This is a genomic window from Pseudomonas flexibilis, from assembly GCF_000806415.1.
Lineage (GTDB): Bacteria > Pseudomonadota > Gammaproteobacteria > Pseudomonadales > Pseudomonadaceae > Serpens > Serpens flexibilis.
Genome location: NZ_JTAK01000004.1, coordinates 266386 through 286335, shown reverse-complemented (window position 1 = coordinate 286335; position 19950 = coordinate 266386). Strand labels below are relative to the sequence as shown.

The window sequence follows — 19950 nt, the reverse complement described above, 5'->3', positions numbered from 1 at the left end:
TTGGGCAACCACGGTCGTCACCATAGCGGTTGCCCGGTGCGGATCGTTAGTGAAAAATCCTGAGCCTCGCTTTCACTCCGGATGAAACCCCTTGGCTACCTGGGAACGCCTCAACCCCTACCTGCTGCGGCACTTTCTGGCCATCAGTCGCGCCGGCTCGCTGAGCGGCGCGGCGAAAAGCCTGCACTGCGTGCCGTCCAACGTTTCGGCCCGGCTGCGCCAGCTGGAAGAGCAATTGGGCGTCAGCCTGTTTCGCCGCCAGGCCCAGCGCCTGAGCCTGACCCCCGCCGGCGAGCGCCTGCTGCCTCACGCCGAGCAGCTGGAGCAGCTGTGCCGGCAGGTGTGGAGCTGCGTGCACGAGGACCCCTGGAGCGGCGAGCTGCGACTGGGTTCCATGGAGACCACCGCCGCCGTGCGCCTGCCGGAAGTGCTGGCCGCCTTCCACCGCGAGGCGCCGCGGGTCAGCCTCAGCCTGCTGACCGGGGCCAGCCGCCAGTTGATCGACGAAGTGCTGGCCGGGCGCCTGGATGCCGCGCTGATCGGCGGGCCCTACAGCCATCCGCAGCTGGTGGGCGAAGAGGTCTGGCGCGAGGAACTGGTGCTCGTGCTGCCAGCGCGCGCGCAGCTGGACATGCTGGCGCAGTCGCCGGTGACCCTGCTCGGCTTTCCCAGCGGCTGCCACTATCGCGAGCGGCTGGAGCGCTGGAGCGAGCGGCAGTCGCTGCAGATCGCCGCGCGGCAGAGCTACGGCTCGATCGACGCGATCCTCGGCGGCATCGCCGCCGGCATGGGCATCGGCCTGCTGCCGCGCAGCCTGTTGCAGAGCCATGCGCGCGGCCAACTGGTGGCCTGGCAGCCGATCGATGCGGAACTGGCGGCGGCGCCGACCCTGCTGGTGCGCCGCCGTGACGCTGCTCCCCATCCGGCCCTGGAGAGGCTGCGCGAGCTGCTGCACGGGCGCTAGGCCTGCACGGACCCGTAGGAGCGAATTCATTCGCGAGCTTTTGGCGGCGGCCGCACCTGGCCGGCCGCACCTAGCCGGCCGCCACAATAAGCTCGCGGACAAGTCCGCTCCCGCCAAAGCGGCTGCGGTTCCGTCCCTAGGCGCTGCCCACCTTGAACTGGCCGACCAGCCGCGTCAGGTGTTCCATCTGGTCGCGGATCTCGCTGGCCGCGCCCACCGTCTGCCGGGCGGCGCGGGTGCTCTGCTCGGCCACCTCGGCGATGGTGTCGATGTTGCGCTGCATGTCCGTGGTGACGCTGGCCTGCTCCTCGGCGGCGGTGGCGATCTGCCGGGTCATGTGGCTGATGGTGCTGACCGCCGCCGCGATGCGCTCCAGCGCGGCATTGGCTTCGCGGGTGCGCTCGACGCTCTGCCCGGCCTCGCGGTGACTGACCGCCATGCCGCCGACCGCCTGGCGGGCCTGTTCCTGCAGGTGCAGGACCATCGTGCGGATCTCCCCGGTGGAGGCGCTGGCCCGCTGCGCCAGGTCGCGCACCTCGCCGGCCACCACGGCGAAGCCCCGGCCCTGCTCGCCGGCCCTGGCTGCCTCGATGGCCGCGTTGAGCGCCAGCAGGTTGGTCTGCTCGGCGATCTCGTTGATCACGTCCAGTACCCGGCCGATGTCGTCGCTGTCGTGCTGCAGCGTGCGGATCACCTCGGCGGCTGCGCCGATCTCGGCGGCCAGCAACTGGATGCCTTCGGCGGTCTGGATCACCACCGCGCGGCCGCTGTCCGCCTCGCTGTGCCCGTCGCGGGCGGCCTGCGCGGTCTCGGCAGTGTTGATGGCGACCTCCTGGACCACGGCAACGATCTGCGTCATGGCGGTGGCCAGCTGGGTGAGCGATTCGCGCTGCTGGCTGACGCCCCGTTCGGCCTGCGTGGCGGCGGCGGCGACCTGGTGGGCGCCGTGGCTGACGTCCTGGGTAGCGTCGCGCACGGCGCGGATCAGCTCGCTGAAGCGTGCCAGCATGGCGTTGTAGGCCCGCCCCAGCAGCGCCAGCTCGTCGCGGCCGCGCTCGTCCAGCTGCACGCTGAGATCGTTGCTGCGCTCGGCCTGCTGGATCAGGCTCACCGCCTGGTGCAGGCGCAGGCCGACCATGCGCACCAGCAGGTGCAGCACCAGGGTGAGGATCACCACGCCGGCCAGCAGCACCAGGGAAAACCACAGGTTGTAACGGGTCTCGGCGGCGGCCGCGTCGGTGTCCGCCGCTGCGCTGCGGCTGATGGCCTGGCCCAGGGCGAGCAGGCTGTCGATGCCGGCGGTCGACACCGTCAGCCATTGCTGGTCGTCGAGCTCGTAGGCGCCGCTGGCGGCGCCGGCGTACACCCGCTCGCGCGCGGCGCCGAAGCGCTCGACGAACTCCGCCTGCACCCGCGCCCAGGCGCCGTCGATGCCGCTGTCGGCGCCCTGGCGCAGCAGGGGCAGGCCGACGTCGCGCAGGTAGGCCAGCTGGCGCTCGACGATGCTGCGAAAGCCGAGCAGTTCCTGACGGGTCGCCTCCGGCAGCGGCCGAGCGCTGGCGATCGCCATGGCCAGCTGGGCGCGCTCGCGGCCGGCGTATTCGGAGGCGAGCCAGACCGCCTGCTTGAGTTGTGTGTTCTTGAACGCGGCACTCTGCAGCGCGCTGTTCGGCAGGAACGGCGTATCGCGCAGCCGCGCCGCGCTGTCGATCAGCGCGGTGGCTGTCGCCACCCACTCGGACGCCGGAATGGCCAACTGGCCCGGTGCGCTGTCATCGATCCGCCGGCGGGCCTCGCGCAGCGCGATCCAGGCGGCGTGCACCTGGTCCAGGCTGGCGCGCAGCGAGTCGTCCGCCAGCTCCTCTCCGAGCGCGAGGGCCCGGGTCAGGGCCGCATCACCCTGGGCGCGCAGGTTCGGCAGGCGCCCGGCCAGTGCCGGATCGCCGTCGCCCTCGGCCAGGCGGCTGAGCAGTGCCGCGCCCAGGCCGCGTTCGCGGGCCTGCTCGGCGGCAGCCGCCAGCAACTGGTCGGCCATGCGGTTGGCCGTGCCATACCGGGCGGCCAGATGCGCGGCCGGCTGGTTGACGAAGGCCAGTTGCCAGAGGATGACGAGGATCAGCAACACGGCGATCAGCATGACCGGCGCGGTCAGGGTGAGGCGCAGCGGCAGGAAGCGCAGCAGGGTCAGCATCGGGATCGTCTCCATTCTTCTTGTTGTCATGCGCGGCGGTGGCGGACCGTTCGGATGCGCCGGGCCTGGCAGCGGCCTGTTAAACTGCGCCACCCCAGGAGTCCCGACCCATGAACTACCGTCACGCCTTTCACGCCGGCAACCATGCCGATGTGTTCAAACATGTCACCCTGGCGCGGCTGATCGCCTTGATCACGCGCAAGGACACGCCCTTCGCCTACCTGGACAGCCACGCCGGGGTCGGGCTCTATGACCTGCGTGGCGACCAGGCCAGCCGTACCGGCGAATGGCTGGAGGGCATCGGCCGCGTGTGGCAGGCCCAGAGCGTGCCGGCCCTGCTGGATGACTACCTGGGCGTGCTGCGGGCCATGAACCCTGACGGCGAGCTGCGCCATTACCCCGGTTCGCCTGAGCTGGCCCGGGTGCTCAGCCGCGAGCAGGACCGCCTGCACCTCAACGAGAAGCACCCGGCGGACGGTGAGCTGCTCAAGGACAACATGCGCGGCGACCGTCGCGTCGCCGTGCACCGTGGCGAAGGCTGGTTCGTGCCGCGCGCGTTGTTGCCGACCCACGAGAAGCGCGTGCTGCTGCTGATCGACCCGCCATTCGAACAACCGGACGAGCTGGAGCGTTGCGTGCAGGCCCTCGACGAGGCCCACGGCCGCATGCGTCAGGCCATCGTGGCCATCTGGTACCCGATCAAGGACCGCCGCCAGCTCAAGCGCTTCTACCAGCGCCTGGAGAAGAGTGGGGCGCCCAAGCTGCTGCGTGCCGAGCTGTACGTGCACAACCCGGACGACGCCGAGCGTCTCACCGGCTCGGGGCTGGTGATCAGCAACGCGCCCTGGGGCCTGGAGGAGGAACTGCGCGAACTGCTGCCCTGGCTGGCCCAGACCCTGGGGCAGAGCCAGGGCGGGTGGACCCTGGACTGGCTGATTGCCGAGCGTTGATTGTCATGAGCAGTGATTACACGATTTATCGGAGCCTGGTGGCCGCGATGATGAAGGGCGAGGAAACCCTGCCCAGCCTCCCGCAGCTCACCCTGCAGATTCGTTCGGCGCTGTCGCGCCCGGAAACCACCCAGGCCGAACTGGAGCGGCTGATCAGCCGCGATCCCGGCCTGGCGGCGCTGCTCATCAAACATGCCAGTGGCGCCCTGTACCGCCGCGCCAAGCCGACCCAGAGCCTGCGCGAGGCGATCAGCCTGCTGGGCTTGCGCCAGGTGGGCAGCATCACCATGGCCCACAGCCTCAAGAGCCTGGCGGTGCTGCACAACCCGACCTACAAGCTGCTGTACATGGATGCCTGGCGCTACCTGGTGCTCAAGGCCAGCACCAGCGCGGTGCTGGCCCGCGAGCTGGGTGGGGTGGTGCCCGAACAGGCGCTGCTGGCCAGCCTGCTCAGCGACGTGGGCAACCTGGTGCTGCTTTCCGCCTTCATGGACACCCGCGAGCCGGTGAGCCTGGAGCATTACCGCCGGCTGTGCCACGAGTTCGGCCGCTCGCTGGGCCTGCTGCTGCTCAAGCGCTGGGGCGTGGAGCCGGAGTACATCGCCGTGCTGGAACAGGCCGGCGACTGGCAACGCGACAGCGGAGCACGCCTGCAGGTGATCGACGTGGTGAACCTGGCGCTGTACCACGCCAGGCTGCAGCGCGAGCCGAACAGCGGGCTGCCGTCGCTCACCGAGCTGTCCGCCTGGCGCAAGCTTGCCGAGCCGGACAACCGGCTGGACGAGCAGGGCCGCCTGGCGCTGATCGCCGAGCACCGGGAACAGGTGCAGAGCCTGGCGCGCAGCTTCGGCGGCTGATTACGGCAGGCACACCCCGGTGCCGCGCAGCCCGCAGTACCCGTGGGGATAGCGATCCAGATACTGCTGGTGTTCCGGTTCGGCGTAGTAGAACGGCGGCGCTGCGACGATCTCGCTGCTGACCGGCCCGAATCCGGCGCGGGCCAGGGCGCGGGCGAAGGCGTCGCCGCTGGCCCGGGCGGCGTCCAGTTGCTCGTCGCCGTGGCAGTGGATCACCGAGCGGTACTGGGTGCCGATGTCGTTGCCCTGGCGCATGCCCTGGGTCGGATCGTGGGATTCCCAGAACACCCGCAAGAGGGTGTCGTAGTCGACCTGTTGCGGATCGAACACCACCAGCACCACCTCGGCATGACCGGTCAGGCCACTGCACACTTCCTCGTAGGTGGGGTTGGGCGTCAGGCCGCCGGCATAGCCCACGGCGGTGGTCCAGACGCCGGGTAGCTGCCAGAAGCGCCGCTCGGCGCCCCAGAAGCAGCCCATGCCGAACACGGCCTGCTGCAGGCCAGCCGGAAACGGACCGCGCAGAGGATGGCCCAGCACCCGGTGGCGTTCCGGCACCGGCATAGGCGTGGAGCGACCGGGCAGGGCCTGATCGGGCGTGGGCATGGAGAGGGAGTGGGCAGGCATGGCGCGGTACCTCATGAGCTCTGTAATGGACAGCCTAAGCCGGCTGGCGCGGAGAGTGAACCCGGCACCTGTCCCGTAAGGCGGTCAAGGCATCGCCTTGGCCGCCGTGGAGGCGCGGCGTTGCCCACCCTGCGCCAACGGGTGCCGCCGATCAGTGCTTGTCGAGTCGCTGGTCCAGCCCGTCGAGCAAACGCTCCAGCGCCCCCTGGTTGGTCCGCAGCACGCCGAGGCCGCCTTCGCGCATGGTTTGGGCCTTTTCAGGCTGCTCGAGCAGCGTGCTGACTTCCAGGGCCAGGCCGGCGGCATCCGCCACCTCGCCTAGCGCACCGGCGGCGCGCAGCTGCTGGGAGATTTCCAGGAAGTTGAACAGGTGCGGGCCGCTCAGCACCGGCTTGCCGAGGGCGGCCGGCTCCAGCAGGTTGTGGCCGCCATTGGCCACCAGGCTGCCGCCGACGAAGGTCACGTCGGCCAGCGCATAGAGGAACAGCAGCTCACCCATGGTGTCCCCGAGCAGCACGCTGTGCTCGGCGGTCACCGGCTCGTTGCCCGAACGCCGGCAGGTGGCAAAACCTTGCTGGCGGCACAGCGCGAAGACATCCGCAAAGCGTTCCGGATGACGCGGCACCAGGATGAGCAGGGCGTCGGGATGACGTTCCAGCAGCTTGCGGTGGGCCGCCAGGATCACCTCGTCCTCGCCGCCGTGGGTGCTGGCGGCGATCCACACCGGGCGTTGGCCGGCGCCCCACTGGGCGCGTTGCGCGGCAGCGCGTTCCACCAGCGCCGGATCGATGCGCAAATCGAACTTGATCGAACCGGTGACACTCACCCGCTCCGCGCGGGCGCCCAACTGGCGGAAGCGTTCGGCCTCCGCCTCGGTCTGCACGGCCAGCCAGTCCAGCTCGGCGAGCATCGGCGCGGTCAGCTTCCTGAAGCGTGCATAGCCGCGCGCCGAGCGCTCCGACAGCCGCGCGTTGGCGAGCACCACCGGAATGCCGCGCCGGGCGCACTGGTGGATATGGTTGGGCCACAGCTCGGTTTCCATCACCACCGCCAGCCTGGGCTGCAGGCGATTCAGGAAGCGCGCGGCCGCCCAGGGCAGGTCGTAGGGCAGATAGCAGTGCTGCACCTGGTCGCCAAACAGGGCGCGGATGCGCTCCGAGCCGGTTGGCGTCATGCAGGTCACGGTGATCGGCAGGTCGGGATGGCGGGCCATCAGTGCGCGGATCATCGGCGCGGCGGCGATGCTTTCGCCGACGGAAACGGCATGCACCCAGATACCGCCGGGCCGGAAGGCCGGCAGGCCGAGGGCGAAGCGCTCGCCGGTGCGCCGGGCATAGGCCGGGGCCTTGCGGGCGCGCACCAGCAGACGAATGCCCACCAGCGGCAGGCCCAGGTGAAGCAGCAGGGTGTAGATGAGTCGGTTCATGGGCGCGCAGCTTAACAAAGCCTGTCGCCGGGGCGTGAGCGCGGCGCGCCGGTTCGCCGGTTGCGCCGGCGGAAGCCGGCACGGTTTATACTGCCGGCCCCGTTTCAACCACGAGCCCGTGTCCATGACCCAAGCGCTGAGTACCGATGTCCTGATCGTGGGTGGCGGCATCGCCGGCCTGTGGCTGAATGCCCGGCTGCGCCGCGCCGGCTACGCCACCCTGCTGGTGGAAGCCGACCGGCTGGGCGGCGGGCAGAGCGTCAAGTCGCAGGGCATCATCCATGGCGGCACCAAGTACGCCCTGCACGGGGCGTTGACCGGCTCCTCCGAGGCCATCGCCGACATGCCGGCGCGCTGGCGCAAGGCGCTGCTCGGCGAGGGCGAGCTGGACCTTTCTGGTGTGCGTCTGCTCTCCGACGCCCATTACCTGTGGTCGCCCGGCAGCCTGGCCGGCAACCTGACCAGCTTCTTCGCCAGCAAGGCCATGCGCGGGCGCGTGGATGCGGTGAAGGGCGAGCAGCTGCCACCGGCGCTGCAGCATCCGAAGTTCAAGGGCAAGGTCTACCGGCTGGCCGAGCTGGTGCTCGACGTGCCCAGCCTGATCGCCCGCCTGGCCGAACTGGCCGGCGACGGCCTGCTGGCCGCCGAGACCATCGAGCCCCTGCGGGAAAACGGCGAGCTGGTCGGCCTGCGGATCGACGGTCGCGAGGTGCGTGCCCAGCGCATCGTGCTCAGCGCCGGCGAAGGCAACGCCGCGCTGCTCGCCGCGCTCGGCCTGGAGCAGCCGAAGCAGCAGCTGCGCCCGCTGCACATGGTGCTGGTCAAGGGCCCGAACCTGAAGCCGATCTACGCCCACTGCCTGGGCGGCGGACCCAAGCCGCGCGTCACCATCACCACGCACCCCGCCGCCGACGGCCAGTGGGTCTGGTACCTGGGCGGCGACCTGGCCGAGGCCGACGGCGTGGCCCGCGACGAGGCCGCGCAGATTGCTGCGGCGCGCAAGGAAATCGCCGACCTGCTGCCCTGGGTGGACCAGAGCGCGCTGCGCTGGGCCACCTTGCGTGTGTCGCGCGCCGAGCCGGCGCAATCCGGGCTGGTGCGCCCGGACAACGCCTTCCTGGCCGAGCAGGGCCGCCTGCTGGTTGGCTGGCCGACCAAGCTGGCCCTGGCGCCGGATCTGGCCGACCGGGTATTTGCCAGCCTGGAACGCGACGGCATTCGTCCGTCGGCGCAGCCCACCGTGTCGGCGCTGCCGCGTCCGGCGGTGGCCCGTCCGGTGTGGGAGGAACTGCTGCCATGACCGACCTCAAGCAGCTGCATGACCTGCATCGCCCGCTGGGCAGCACCGGCCTCCTGGTTTCGCCGCTGGGGCTGGGTACCGTAAAGCTGGGCCGCGACCAGGGCGTGAAATACCCCAGCGGTTTTCGCATTCCCGACGACGCCGAGGCGCGGCAACTGCTGGCCCTGGCCCGCGAGCTGGGCATCAACCTGATCGACACCGCGCCGGCCTACGGCACCAGCGAGCAACGCCTCGGACCGCTGCTGCGCGGCCAGCGCGACCAGTGGGTGATCGTCAGCAAGGTGGGCGAGGAGTTCGAGAACGGCCAGTCGCGCTTTGATTTCTCGCCGGCGCATACGCGCCTGTCGGTGGAGCGCAGCCTCCGGCGCCTGGAAACCGAGCATATCGATCTGGTGCTGGTGCATTCGGACGGCAACGACGTGGCCATCCTGCGCGACAGCGGGGTCTACGAGACGCTGGCCGAGCTCAAGCACGAGGGCAAGATCGGCGCCTTCGGCCTCTCCGGCAAGACCGTGGAAGGCGGGCTGCTGGGGCTGGAGCGTGGCGATTGCGCGATGGTCACCTACAACCTCAACGAGCAGGCCGAAAAACCGGTGCTGGACTACGCTGCCAGTCACGCCAAGGGCATCCTCATCAAGAAGGCCCTGGCCAGCGGCCATGTCTGCCTGGCGCCGGGGACGGATCCCGTGCGTGCCAGCTTCGAACTGCTGTTCGGCCACCCTGGGGTGTGCAGCGCCATTGTCGGCACCATCAACCCGCTGCACCTGGCCCACAACGTCGCGACGGCTGCCGCCGTCATCCGTTCCATCCGCTAAGGCCGCGACCGCGGCCGCTTCCCCGCAAGGAGGCACCATGCCGCGAACCCTGCTCAGCAAACTTCCCGGTGACTTCAAGACCCTGCCGCTGCGGGTCGACGCCAGCCGCGAGGGGTTGCGTTACCAGAGCCTCGGCCTGCCGCTCAATTTCAGCCAGATGCTGGCCCGCCGGCGGCCGGTGGCCATCGACGATCCGCACTGTTTCAGCGTCGAACTGGCCAATCTTGGTGTTTCGGTACGCCTGACCCTGCACTGGCAGGGTCGCGATTACTGGATCCTGGTGCGCCAGCAGCGCGCGGATCGCCAGGATGACGTGCTCAAGCTGATTTCCGGCTACGTGCCGGCCCACGAGCTGGGCCTGCCGCTGTTCACCGCCATGCAGGAAATCGCCGAGGAATGCCTGATCGAGCACGCCGACGGCTGGCTGCCCGGGCGTTTCGCCGATGCCTGGCTGCCCACGCCCTACCGTGACAGTCTGCGTTACCTGGCCAACAGCCATTTCAACCTGCAGGCGCTCGGCGGGGGCGACACGCCGGTGCGTTGCGGTGCGCTGTGCCTGGCGGGCGAACCCCGCGCCTACGTTCATCAGCCCACCGCCTCGCTGCAGCTGGTCTACGACCTGCGCCTGAAGCTGCCGGACGATTGCCAGCGGCCGAGCCTCTACCACGTGGACGAATGCCTGGAAGGCGACCGCCTGGTGGCCCGCCTGGACCACGACCGCCCGGATATCTACCTGCTGGAGCCGCGCCACGGCGAACTGCACAGCCTGCGCAACGGCCGGCTGCAGCCAGTGGACACGCGCGACCTGTGGCTGTCGGAGAGCTTCGCGGCGCAGGACGGCTGGCTGATCCGTGACGAGCGGGTGGCGCTCGAGCAGTGGCGGGCGCAACGCCAGGCGGCGAGTTAGCCAGAGCCGTGCAGGCCTTGCCTGAAAGTGCGGGTTGTTTTGTGGGGGCGGACTTGTCCGCGATTCAGGCGTTCACGGTGTAACTGCGCAGGCGCTCCAGCAGCTCGCGGCCGTCGATGGGACGGTCGAACAGGTAGCCCTGGCCGGTGTCGCAGCGCTGCCGGCGCAGGAAGCTCAGCTGTTCCTGGGTCTCGATGCCTTCGGCCACCACGCGCAGACGCAGCTTGTGGGCCATGGCGATCACCGCGGCGGTGATCTCCATATCGTCCTGGTTGGCCGGAATGTCCTTCACGAAGCTGCGGTCGATCTTGATGGTGTCCAGCGGGAACTTCTTCAGGTAGCTGAGCGAGGAATAGCCGGTGCCGAAGTCGTCCATGGCCAGGGTGAAGCCCAGCGCCTTGAGCTGATGCAGTTGCTGGTGGTTGGCCTGGCTGGCGTCCAGCAGCAGGCTCTCGGTCAGTTCCAGCTCGAGGCGCGAGGCCTCGACCTTCTCCTGCACGAGAATGTCGCGCAGCGCGTTGACCAGCTCGGTGTCGTGGAACTGGCGGGGCGAGAGGTTGATGGCGATGCGCACCTCACCCATGCCGGCGGCGTCCAGGCGATGCAGCATGCGGCAGGCCTCGCGCACCACCCATTTGCCGATCGGCACGATCAGCCCGGTTTCCTCGGCCAGGCCGATGAAGGCATCCGGCGGGAACATGCCTTCGGTGGGGTGCTGCCAGCGCAGCAGGGCTTCCAGACCGGTCAGGCGGTCGGTCTTCAGGCACAGCTTGGGCTGGTAATACAGCAGCAGCTCGTTTCGCTCGATGGCGTGGCGCAGGTTGTGCTCGATGAACTGACGGCGGTGGGCTTCGGCGTCCAGCGCGGGGGTGAATGCCTGCCAGCGGTTCTTGCCGCTGGTCTTGGCCTTGTGCAGTGCCAGGCCGGCGTACTGCATCAGCGTCTGGGCATGCTTGGCGTGCTCCGGGCTGCGTACCAGACCGATGGAGGCGGTGACGTTGATCAACTGGTTGGCCACGAACAGCGGGCGACTGAGCAGGTGCAGCAGCTGCTGGGCGACCTCCTCGGCGTCCTGCAGATCGCTGGCGTCGAGCAGGGCGGCGAACTCGTTGCTGGCGAAGCGCGCCAGGCAGGTCTTGGGCCCCAGCGCGTTGCGCAGCCGCCGTGACAGGCTGGTCAGCACCTTGTCGCCGGTTTCGTGGCCCAGGTTGTCGTTGATGCGCTTGAAGTTGTCGATATCCATCAGCAGCAGGCTGAAGGGCGCATCCGGGGTTTCCGCCAGGCGCTGCTCGAGGCGCCCGATGAAATACGGGCGATTGCCCAGCCCGGAGAGGCTGTCGCGCAGGGTTTGTTGCGTCTGGCGCTGGTAGTTCAGCTTGTTGAGGGTGACGTCCTCGCACAGGCCGAGCAGGTGGGTGGTCTGCCCCTCCGCATTGCGGACCCGGGACACCCACATGTGGCCCCAATAGGGCTCCAGGCTCTTGCGCTGGCTGCGGAACTCGATCTGCCAGCTGTCGTTGTCCGGCTTCTGGCGCAGCGCCGTGCGCACCAGTTCCGGCAGGCTGGCCAGGGCGGGGAATTCGTCCAGCGAGCGTCCTTGCAGTTCGCTCGGGCTGTACTGGGTGATGGCTTCGAAGCGGGGGTTCGAGAACACCACGCGACCGTTGATGTCCACCAGCAGGAAGGCCTCGGCGCTCTGCTCCAGGGCGCTGCGGCACAGTTCGGCGGTGTCAGTGAGGTCGGCGGCCACCGCGTCCAGCGGCAGCAGGTAGCCGTGCAGCCGTTGGGCCTGGTCATCGGCGGGCTCGCCGAACTCCAGCAGGCTGATATCGCCATGGGCGGTCGCCAGGCGGTGCTGCACCTGATAGTGGCCGCGCTCGGCCAGCTGTTGTCGCACCTGCTGGTGCAACTGCTCGCGCCGCGTGGCGTCCAGCAAGGCGCCAAACGCGGCGTTGCCGAACAGCCGCAGCAGCGGATGGGCATCCGCGCCCGGACCCGGCTCGCAGCCGTCCAGCGTCCAGCCGGCATCGTTTAGCCGGGTGAAGCGCCACAGGCCGAGTCGGGAGAGGGCGGGGAGAGACGATGTCAGGTCCATAGGATCCATGGATGCGAACGATTCCCTAGTGTAACGCTCGCGCGCGTTGCTAGCACCTTGCCATTATCCCGTGCGTGCCGGGCGAAAGGCATTCTGCCCGGGCGGCTTAGTGTGCCCCGAGTCACAAAAGCAAAAAAAGCCCCGCTTGCGGCGGGGCTGGAGAGACGAGCGTGGCGTGCTCGTTTGAGGAAAGCGGCCGGGCCGGTGGCCCGGCAGGGATATCACAGCAGCAACGTGCGGATATCAGCCAGCAGCTCGGAGAGCCGCTTGGTGAAACGCGCCGCGGCGGCACCGTTGATCACCCGGTGGTCGTAGGACAGCGACAGCGGCAGCATCAGGCGCGGCTGGAACGCCGAGCCATCCCAGACCGGCTGCATCGTGGCCTTGCTGACGCCGAGGATCGCCACTTCCGGCGCGTTGACGATCGGCGTGAAGCCGGTGCCGCCAATGTGGCCGAGACTGGAGATGGTGAAGCAGGCGCCCTGCATGGCGTCGACACCGAGCTTCTTGTTGCGCGCCTTGTCGGCCAGCTCGGCGGCCTCGCCAGCCAGTTGCAGCAGGTTCTTCTGGTCCACGTCGCGGATCACCGGCACCAGCAGGCCGTCCGGGGTGTCCACGGCGAAGCCGATGTGCACGTACTTCTTGCGGATCAGCGCAGCGCCGCTGGGTGCCAGCGAGCTGTTGAAGTCCGGCATCTCCTTGAGCAGGTGCGCGCAGGCCTTGAGCAGCAGCGGCAGCACGGTCAGCTTCACGCCGACCTTTTCCGCTGCAGCCTTCTGGGCCACGCGGAAGGCTTCCAGCTCGGTGATGTCGGCGGACTCGAACTGGGTGACGTGGGGCACGTTCAGCCAGCTGCGGTGCAGATTGGCGGCGCCGACCTGCATCAGGCGGGTCATGGCCACTTCCTCGATTTCACCGAACTTGCTGAAATCCACCGCCGGGATCGGCGGAATGCCCGCACCACCGGCAGCCGCGGCCGGCGCGGCCTGGGTCTGCTGCATCATGGCCTTCACATAGGCCTGCACGTCTTCCTTGAGCACCCGGCCGTGCGGGCCGGTCGGCGTGACGCGGGCCAGGTCGATGCCGAATTCGCGGGCCAGCTGGCGCACCGCCGGACCGGCGTGCACTTGCGAGGCGGGCCGCTTCGGCGGCTCGACCAGCGGGGCGATGCTCGCCAGCGGCGGGTTGTCGCCGCTGGCGCTGGGTGCCGGTGCTTGCGCGGGCTTCGGCTGTTCGGCCGGTGCCTTGGCAGGTGCTTGCGTCGCGGCTGCTGGCGCCTCGGGTTGTGCAGCCGGCGCGGCGCCTTCCACCTTGAGGGTGAGGATCAGGTCGCCGGTGCCCACTTCGGCATCCAGCTGCACGGCAATCGATTCCACCACGCCGGCGGCCGGCGAGGGGATTTCCATGCTGGCCTTGTCGGACTCCAGGGTGATCAGCGACTGCTCGGCGCTCACCGTGTCGCCGGCCTTGACCAGCACCTCGATGACACGCGCCTTGCCGGCCGAACCGATGTCCGGCACGCGGATTTCCTGGCTGCTGGCCGGGGCCGGAGTGGCGGCGGGTGCGACGGTTTCCTTGGCGGCGGGCTGGGTGGCCGGTGCGGCCTCGGCCTTGGGGGCGGCGGCCGGCTCGGGGGCCGGCGCGCTGGCGCCGGCGTCGTCGCTTTCCAGCTCCAGCAGCTCGTCGCCTTCCTTGAGGCGGTCGCCCAGCTTGACCTTCAGGCTCTTCACCACGCCGGCCTTGGGTGCGGGAATCTCCATGCTGGCCTTGTCGGATTCCAGGGTCAGCAGGCTCTGCTCGGCCTCGATGCGGTCGCCCACCTTGACGAACAGCTCGATGACTTCGCCTTCGCCGCTGCCGATGTCCGGGACACGAATCAGTTCACTCATGGTTCGCTCCTCAGCAGTCCAGCGGGTTGGGCTTTTGGGTGTCGATGCCGAAGCGGGCGATGGCTTCGGCCACCACCTTGCGCTCGATCTCGCCGCGGTCGGCCAGGGCTTCCAGCGCGGTCAGCACGATCCAGTTGCGGTCCACTTCGAAGAAGTGGCGCAGCTTCTCGCGGGTGTCGCTGCGGCCGAAGCCATCGGTGCCCAGCACCTTGTACTCCTTGACCGGCACCCATTGGCGAATCTGATCGGCGAACAGCTTCATGTAGTCGCTGGAGGCGATGACCGGGCCCTTGCGGCCGCCCAGGCACTGCTCGACGTAGCTCTGTTGCGGTTTCTGCTCCGGGTGCAGGCGGTTGTGACGCTCCACCGCCAGCCCGTCGCGGCGCAGCTCGTTGAAGCTGGTGACGCTCCAGACGTCGGCGCCGATCTTGAACTCTTCGCGGAGGATCTTCGCCGCCTCGCGCACTTCGCGCAGGATGGTGCCGCAGCCGAGCAGCTGCACGTGGCAGGCGGCTTCCTTCTTGTCCTCTTCGAGCAGGTACATGCCCTTGATGATGCCGTCGTGTACACCCTCGGGGATGGCCGGCTGGGCATAGGACTCGTTCATCACCGTGAGGTAGTAGAAGACGTTCTGCTGCTCCTCGGTCATCTGGCGAATGCCTTCGCGGATGATCACCGCCAGCTCGTAGCCGTAGGTGGGGTCGTAGCTGCGGCAGTTGGGGATGGTGCTGGCCAGGATGTGGCTGTGACCGTCCTCGTGCTGCAGGCCCTCGCCGTTGAGCGTGGTGCGACCGGCGGTGCCGCCGATCAGGAAGCCGCGTGCGCGGCTGTCGCCGGCGGCCCAGGCCAGGTCGCCGATGCGCTGGAAGCCGAACATCGAATAGAAGATGTAGAACGGCAGCATCGGCTGGTTGTGGGTGCTGTAGGCCGTGGCGGCGGCGATCCAGCTGGACATGGCGCCGGCCTCGTTGATGCCTTCTTCGAGGATCTGGCCCTTCTTGTCCTCGCGGTAGAACATCACCTGGTCCTTGTCGACCGGCTGGTACAGCTGGCCTACGGACGAATAGATGCCGAGCTGGCGGAACATGCCTTCCATGCCGAAGGTGCGCGCCTCGTCCGGCACGATCGGCACGATGCGCGAGCCCAGCTCCTTGTCCTTGACCAGCTGCGCCAGGATGCGCACGAAGGCCATGGTGGTGGAGATCTCGCGATCGCCCGAACCGTCGAGGATGGCCTTGAGGGTTTCCAGCGGCGGCGTCGGGATGCTGAAGCTCTTGTTGCGGCGCTGCGGGACCGGGCCGCCGAGCTTTTCACGGCTCTTGAGCAGGTACTTCATTTCCGGGCTGTCGGGCTCGGGCTTGTAGAACGGCAGTTCTTCGAGCTTGTCATCGGGAACCGGGATGCCGAAACGGTCACGGAAGACCTTCAGGCTATCCAGGTCCACCTTCTTGACGTTGTGGGCGATGTTCTGGGCTTCGCCCGAACCGGTGCCGTAGCCCTTGATGGTCTTGGCCAGGATCACCGTCGGCTGGCCGGTGTGGTGCACCGCCGCGTGATAGGCGGCGTACACCTTGAACGGGTCATGGCCGCCACGGTTGAGCTTCCAGACCTCGTCGTCGGAGAGGTCTTCGACCATCTTCAGCAGCTCGGGGTTGGCGCCGAAGAAGTGCTGGCGCACGAAGGCGCCGTTGTTGGCCTTGTAGTTCTGGTAGTCGCCGTCGACCACCTCGTCCATGCGTCGCTGCATGACGCCGTCGGCGTCCTTGGCGAACAGCGGGTCCCACAGGCGGCCCCAGATCACCTTGATGACGTTCCAGTCGGCGCCGCGGAAGTTGCCTTCCAGCTCCTGGATGATCTTGCCGTTGCCACGCACGGGGCCGTCCAGGCGCTGCAGGTTGCAGTTGATGACGAAGATCAGGTTGTCCAGCTTCTCGCGGCCGGCCAGGGAGATGGCGCCCAGGGACTCCGGTTCGTCGGTCTCGCCGTCGCCCAGGAAGCACCAGACCTTCTGCTTGCCGGCGGGGATGAAGCCGCGGCTTTCCAGGTACTTCATGAAGCGCGCCTGGTAGATGGCCTGGATCGGGCCCAGGCCCATCGACACGGTCGGGAACTGCCAGAAGTCCGGCATCAGCCAGGGGTGTGGGTAGGAAGACAGGCCGTTGCCGTCCACTTCGCGGCGGAAGTTCTCCAGCTGGTCTTCGCTGATGCGGCCCTCCAGGAAGGCGCGGGCGTAGACGCCGGGCGCGGCGTGGCCCTGGAAGAAGACCAGGTCGCCGCCATGTTCTTCGGTCGGGGCCTGGAAGAAGTAGTTGAAGCCGATGTCGTACAGCGTCGCGCTGGAGGCGAAGGTGGAGATGTGGCCGCCCAGGCTGGAGTCCCGCTTGTTGGCCCGAGCCACCATGGCCAGTGCGTTCCAGCGCACCAGCGAGCGCACGCGGCGCTCCATGAACAGGTCGCCGGGCATGCGGGCTTCGTGGGTGACCGGAATGGTGTTGCGGTAGGGCGTGGTGATTGCGTAGGGCAGCTGCGTGCCGCTACGGGTGGCCAGCTCGCCCATCCGGGTGATCAGGTACTTGGCGCGGTCCTCGCCTTCGCGGTCGAGGACCGACTCCAGGGCGTCCAGCCACTCCTGGGTTTCGATGGGATCTTGGTCTTGCATGGCTTGCTCCAGGGCTCAGGGCGACCTTTTGAGTCGCCTCGATGGCACTGCCGCGTCGTGGCCGCAGTGTCTTTTGTTGTTCGTTGTGTGCCAGGGACAATCGGCGCTTGTAGTTTTACTACAAAAAAGCGCGACCCAACAGTCATCGCACAAATTTGTAGCGAAACTACAGGGGTGGCCGCGAAACCGTCCTTGGCGGGCCCTGTTTGCAGGGCAAGCATAGACCGCGTCACCGGCAACCCTTGACGAACCCCCCGGCGATGCCCTCTGCTGGCGGTCCATTCGCCCCTTTCGCAGAAGGAAGTTTTCCCATGAGTCTGCCCTCCCTGGTTGCCGTCCCGGCGTCGCTGGCTGATCTCGCCGAGCGACCGGGTGTCGCACTGCGCGCCCGTCTGGCCGAGCGAGGGCGGGTGGATGACTGGCCGGCGACGCGCCAGGAGGCATTCGCCCGCGCCTGCGTAGCCAGCGACTTCGTGGCCGAGCAGGTGCAGCGGGATGTCGAGGCGTTTCTGGCGCTGGCGGATTCCGGCGAGCTGGAGCGCAGCCTGCGCCCCGGCGAACTGCGCGGGCAGCTGCAGGCGCTGCTGGCCGACTGCGAGCAGGAAGACGATCTGGCCCGCCGCCTGCGACGCTTCCGCAACCGCCAGCAACTGCGCATCGTCTGGCGCGATGTGAATCGCCTGGCCGATCTCGGCGAGACCTGCCGCGACCTCTCCGACCTGGCGGACGCCTGCATCGACCTGGCCTACCAGTGGCTGTACCCGCGCCATTGCGCGCAGTTCGGCACGCCGATGGGTCGGCGCTCCGGCAAGCCGCAGCAGATGGTGATCCTCGGCATGGGCAAGCTCGGTGCCCACGAGCTGAACCTGTCCTCGGACATCGACCTGATCTTCGGTTTCCCCGAAGGCGGCGAGACCGAGGGTGTGCGCCGCTCCCTCGACAACCAGGAGTTCTTCAACCGCCTGGGCCAGCGGCTGATCAAGGCGCTGGACGCCATCACCGTGGACGGCTTCGTGTTCCGCGTCGACATGCGCCTGCGCCCCTACGGCTCGGCCGGCGCGCTGACCCTGAGCTTTGCCGCGCTGGAGCAGTACTACCAGGACCAGGGTCGCGACTGGGAGCGCTACGCGATGATCAAGGCGCGCGTGGTCGGCGGCGATCAGGTCGCCGGCGCGCACCTGCTGAAGATGCTGCAGCCGTTCGTCTATCGGCGTTACCTGGATTTTTCGGCCATCGAGGCGCTGCGCAGCATGAAGCAGCTGATCCAGCAGGAGGTGCGCCGCAAGGGCATGAGCGAGAACATCAAGCTCGGCGCCGGCGGCATCCGCGAGGTCGAGTTCATCGCCCAGGCCTTCCAGCTGATCCACGGCGGCCGCGACCTGAGCCTGCAGCAGCGGCCGCTGCTGCCGGTGCTGGCCGTGCTGGAGGCCGAAGGCTACCTGCCGGCGCCGGTGGTGGCCGAGCTGCGCGACGGTTACCGCTTCCTGCGCTATGTCGAGCACGCCCTGCAGGCGCTGGCCGACAAGCAGACGCAGATGCTGCCTGAGGATGCCCGCGAGCGGGCGCGGGTGGCCTTTATCATGGGCTTCGCCGACTGGCCTGCGTTCATGGCACGTCTGGAGCAATGGCGCGAACGTATCGAATGGCATTTCCGGCAGGTGATCGCCGACCCTGACGAGGAAGAGGAACAGGCCGCGGGTGGCGAGTGGCTGGCCCTGTGGCTGGGCGATCTGGAGGAGGACAGCGCCATCCGGCAACTGGCCGAGCTGGGCTTCGCCAGCCCCGAGCACGCCTGGCGACACCTGCACGACCTGCGTGGCAGCAGCCAGGTGCGCAGCATGCAGCGCCTGGGCCGCGAACGCCTGGACGCCTTCATGCCGCGCCTGCTGGCCCAGGTGGCCGAACAGGACGCCCCGGATCAGGTGCTGGAGCGCGTCATGCCGCTGGTGGCGGCGGTGGCGCGGCGCTCGGCCTATCTGGTGCTGCTCACCGAGAATCCCGGCGCGCTGACCCGGCTGCTGCAGCTGTGCGCCGCCAGCCCGCTGATCGCCGAGCAGATCGCCCGCTTCCCGTTGTTGCTCGACGAGCTGCTCAACGAAGGCCGCCTGTACAGCCCGCCGCAGGCTCCGGAGCTGGCCGCCGAGCTGCGCGAGCGGCTGATGCGCATTCCCGAGGACGACCTCGAACAGCAGATGGAGGCGCTGCGCCACTTCAAGCTGGCCCACAGCCTGCGCGTGGCCGCCTCGGAATTCGCCGGCACCCTGCCGCTGATGAAGGTCAGCGACTACCTGACCTGGCTCGCCGAGGCGATTCTCGAACAGGTGCTGGCGCTGGCCTGGCGCCACACCGTGGCCAAGCACGGCACGCCCAAGCGCGCCGACGGCAGCGACTGCGACCCGGACTTCATTATCGTGGGCTACGGCAAGGTGGGCGGCATCGAGCTGGGCCACGGCTCGGACCTGGACCTGGTGTTCATCCACGACGGCGATCCGCAGGCGGAAACCGACGGCGCCAAGCCCATCGACGGCACCCAGTTCTTCACCCGCCTGGGCCAGCGCATCATCCACCTACTGACCACCCAGACCACGTCGGGCCAGCTCTACGAGGTGGACATGCGCCTGCGCCCCTCGGGCGACGCCGGCCTGCTGGTCAGCTCGCTGGCGGCCTTCGAACGCTACCAGCAGCAGGAAGCCTGGACCTGGGAACACCAGGCACTGGTGCGCGCCCGGGTGCTGGTCGGCAGCCCACGGGTGGCGCAGTGCTTCGAACAGGTGCGCGGGCAAGTGCTGGGGCGGGCCCGCGACCTGCAGAAACTGCAGGCGGAAGTCAGCGAAATGCGCGCCAAGATGCGCGACAACCTGGGGACCCGGGCCACCGACGCCGGACGTGGCGAAAACGCCTTCGACCCCGCGCAGAGCTTCGATCTCAAGCAGGATGCCGGTGGTATCGTCGATATCGAATTTATGGTGCAATACGCGGCCCTGGCCTGGTCGCACCAGCACCCGGAGCTGCTCCGCTACACCGACAACATTCGCATTCTGGACGGCCTCGGCGCGGCCAACCTGCTGCCCGAAACGGATGTCCAGTTATTGCAGGAGGCCTACAAGGCCTACCGCGCCGCAGCCCACCGCCTGGCCCTGCAGAAACAACCCGGCAAGGTGCCGGGCGATCAGTTCCCCGATTCGCGCCGCCTGGTGCGGCGCATCTGGACGGAACTGGGACTGAACTGGGACTGAACTGACTTCACGCAGGCGGCCGACGGCCGCCTCA

13 protein-coding genes and 1 pseudogene are annotated in these 19950 nt (G+C 68.6%); 7 read left to right on the top strand and 7 right to left on the bottom strand.

Features of this window, described 5'->3' with window-relative positions:
- Window positions 1-91: 91 nt before the first annotated feature.
- Window positions 92-964 carry a LysR substrate-binding domain-containing protein gene (locus PT85_RS10530; protein ID WP_027591665.1) on the top strand — a complete coding sequence of 291 codons (873 nt, stop codon included), beginning with the start codon at window positions 92-94 and terminating at the stop codon, window positions 962-964.
- A gap of 136 nt (window positions 965-1100) precedes the next feature.
- On the opposite strand, the gene PT85_RS18585 is transcribed toward PT85_RS10530, so the two are convergent.
- Together PT85_RS18585 and PT85_RS18580 are read right to left on the bottom strand one after the other, a co-directional pair.
- The gene (locus tag PT85_RS18585) at window positions 1101-1823 is read right to left on the bottom strand and encodes a methyl-accepting chemotaxis protein (RefSeq protein ID WP_407681093.1); all 723 of its coding nucleotides are present in this window, start codon (window positions 1821-1823) and stop codon (window positions 1101-1103) included.
- A gap of 150 nt (window positions 1824-1973) precedes the next feature.
- Window positions 1974-2102 (bottom strand): annotated as a pseudogene (locus PT85_RS18580) (HAMP domain-containing protein); the annotation flags it as partial.
- A 1163-nt stretch (window positions 2103-3265) separates the two neighbouring features.
- On the opposite strand from PT85_RS18580, the gene PT85_RS10520 reads away from it, so the two are divergent.
- Both PT85_RS10520 and PT85_RS10515 read left to right on the top strand, forming a co-directional pair.
- Window positions 3266-4105, top strand: coding sequence for a 23S rRNA (adenine(2030)-N(6))-methyltransferase RlmJ (locus tag PT85_RS10520; RefSeq protein WP_039606618.1), 840 nt, complete (start codon window positions 3266-3268; stop codon window positions 4103-4105).
- A gap of 5 nt (window positions 4106-4110) precedes the next feature.
- Entirely contained in the window at window positions 4111-4962 is an 852-nt protein-coding gene (locus tag PT85_RS10515) for an HDOD domain-containing protein (RefSeq protein WP_039606617.1), read from the top strand.
- Here PT85_RS10515 and msrA read toward each other — a convergent pair whose 3' ends face one another.
- Both msrA and waaA read right to left on the bottom strand, forming a co-directional pair.
- A complete protein-coding gene (msrA, locus tag PT85_RS10510; protein WP_234702694.1) occupies window positions 4963-5589 on the bottom strand; it encodes a peptide-methionine (S)-S-oxide reductase MsrA in 627 nt (208 codons plus the stop codon).
- A 151-nt stretch (window positions 5590-5740) separates the two neighbouring features.
- Complete coding sequence (gene waaA, locus PT85_RS10505) at window positions 5741-7015, bottom strand: lipid IV(A) 3-deoxy-D-manno-octulosonic acid transferase (protein ID WP_039606616.1); 1275 nt, start codon at window positions 7013-7015, stop codon at window positions 5741-5743.
- A 124-nt stretch (window positions 7016-7139) separates the two neighbouring features.
- Between waaA and PT85_RS10500 the strand changes: the two genes are divergently transcribed.
- From PT85_RS10500 to PT85_RS10490, 3 genes are read left to right on the top strand one after another with little or no spacing between them, the layout of a single operon-like run.
- Window positions 7140-8315, top strand: coding sequence for an FAD-dependent oxidoreductase (locus PT85_RS10500; RefSeq protein ID WP_039606615.1), 1176 nt, complete (start codon window positions 7140-7142; stop codon window positions 8313-8315).
- Entirely contained in the window at window positions 8312-9130 is an 819-nt protein-coding gene (locus PT85_RS10495) for an aldo/keto reductase (protein ID WP_039559227.1), read from the top strand. The genes PT85_RS10500 and PT85_RS10495 overlap by 4 nt, the downstream gene beginning before the upstream one ends.
- A 37-nt stretch (window positions 9131-9167) precedes the next feature.
- Window positions 9168-10037 carry a hypothetical protein gene (locus tag PT85_RS10490; RefSeq protein ID WP_027590172.1) on the top strand — a complete coding sequence of 290 codons (870 nt, stop codon included), beginning with the start codon at window positions 9168-9170 and terminating at the stop codon, window positions 10035-10037.
- Between the two features lie 64 nt (window positions 10038-10101).
- On the opposite strand, the gene PT85_RS10485 is transcribed toward PT85_RS10490, so the two are convergent.
- The 3 genes from PT85_RS10485 to aceE form a co-directional block, all read right to left on the bottom strand.
- Window positions 10102-12141, bottom strand: coding sequence for a putative bifunctional diguanylate cyclase/phosphodiesterase (locus PT85_RS10485; protein ID WP_039559230.1), 2040 nt, complete (start codon window positions 12139-12141; stop codon window positions 10102-10104).
- Window positions 12142-12353: 212 nt separating this feature from the next.
- The gene (gene aceF / locus PT85_RS10480; protein WP_039606614.1) at window positions 12354-14021 is read right to left on the bottom strand and encodes a dihydrolipoyllysine-residue acetyltransferase; all 1668 of its coding nucleotides are present in this window, start codon (window positions 14019-14021) and stop codon (window positions 12354-12356) included.
- Between the two features lie 10 nt (window positions 14022-14031).
- Entirely contained in the window at window positions 14032-16680 is a 2649-nt protein-coding gene (aceE, locus tag PT85_RS10475) for a pyruvate dehydrogenase (acetyl-transferring), homodimeric type (RefSeq protein ID WP_039606613.1), read from the bottom strand.
- A gap of 311 nt (window positions 16681-16991) precedes the next feature.
- On the opposite strand from aceE, the gene glnE reads away from it, so the two are divergent.
- The gene (gene glnE / locus PT85_RS10470) at window positions 16992-19916 is read left to right on the top strand and encodes a bifunctional [glutamate--ammonia ligase]-adenylyl-L-tyrosine phosphorylase/[glutamate--ammonia-ligase] adenylyltransferase (protein ID WP_039606612.1); all 2925 of its coding nucleotides are present in this window, start codon (window positions 16992-16994) and stop codon (window positions 19914-19916) included.
- Window positions 19917-19950 lie beyond the last annotated feature (34 nt).

Excerpts from the sequence above, each read along its gene's own strand:
- PT85_RS18585 (WP_407681093.1), bottom strand. The coding sequence starts at position 1,823 with ATGACGCAGATCGTTGCCGTGGTCCAGGAGGTCGCCATCAACACTGCC.
- PT85_RS10520 (WP_039606618.1), top strand. The coding sequence starts at position 3,266 with ATGAACTACCGTCACGCCTTTCACGCCGGCAACCATGCCGATGTGTTC.
- PT85_RS10515 (WP_039606617.1), top strand. The coding sequence starts at position 4,111 with ATGAGCAGTGATTACACGATTTATCGGAGCCTGGTGGCCGCGATGATG.
- msrA (WP_234702694.1), bottom strand. The coding sequence starts at position 5,589 with ATGCCTGCCCACTCCCTCTCCATGCCCACGCCCGATCAGGCCCTGCCC.
- waaA (WP_039606616.1), bottom strand. The coding sequence starts at position 7,015 with ATGAACCGACTCATCTACACCCTGCTGCTTCACCTGGGCCTGCCGCTG.
- PT85_RS10500 (WP_039606615.1), top strand. The coding sequence starts at position 7,140 with ATGACCCAAGCGCTGAGTACCGATGTCCTGATCGTGGGTGGCGGCATC.
- PT85_RS10495 (WP_039559227.1), top strand. The coding sequence starts at position 8,312 with ATGACCGACCTCAAGCAGCTGCATGACCTGCATCGCCCGCTGGGCAGC.
- PT85_RS10490 (WP_027590172.1), top strand. The coding sequence starts at position 9,168 with ATGCCGCGAACCCTGCTCAGCAAACTTCCCGGTGACTTCAAGACCCTG.
- PT85_RS10485 (WP_039559230.1), bottom strand. The coding sequence starts at position 12,141 with ATGGATCCTATGGACCTGACATCGTCTCTCCCCGCCCTCTCCCGACTC.
- aceF (WP_039606614.1), bottom strand. The coding sequence starts at position 14,021 with ATGAGTGAACTGATTCGTGTCCCGGACATCGGCAGCGGCGAAGGCGAA.
- aceE (WP_039606613.1), bottom strand. The coding sequence starts at position 16,680 with ATGCAAGACCAAGATCCCATCGAAACCCAGGAGTGGCTGGACGCCCTG.
- glnE (WP_039606612.1), top strand. The coding sequence starts at position 16,992 with ATGAGTCTGCCCTCCCTGGTTGCCGTCCCGGCGTCGCTGGCTGATCTC.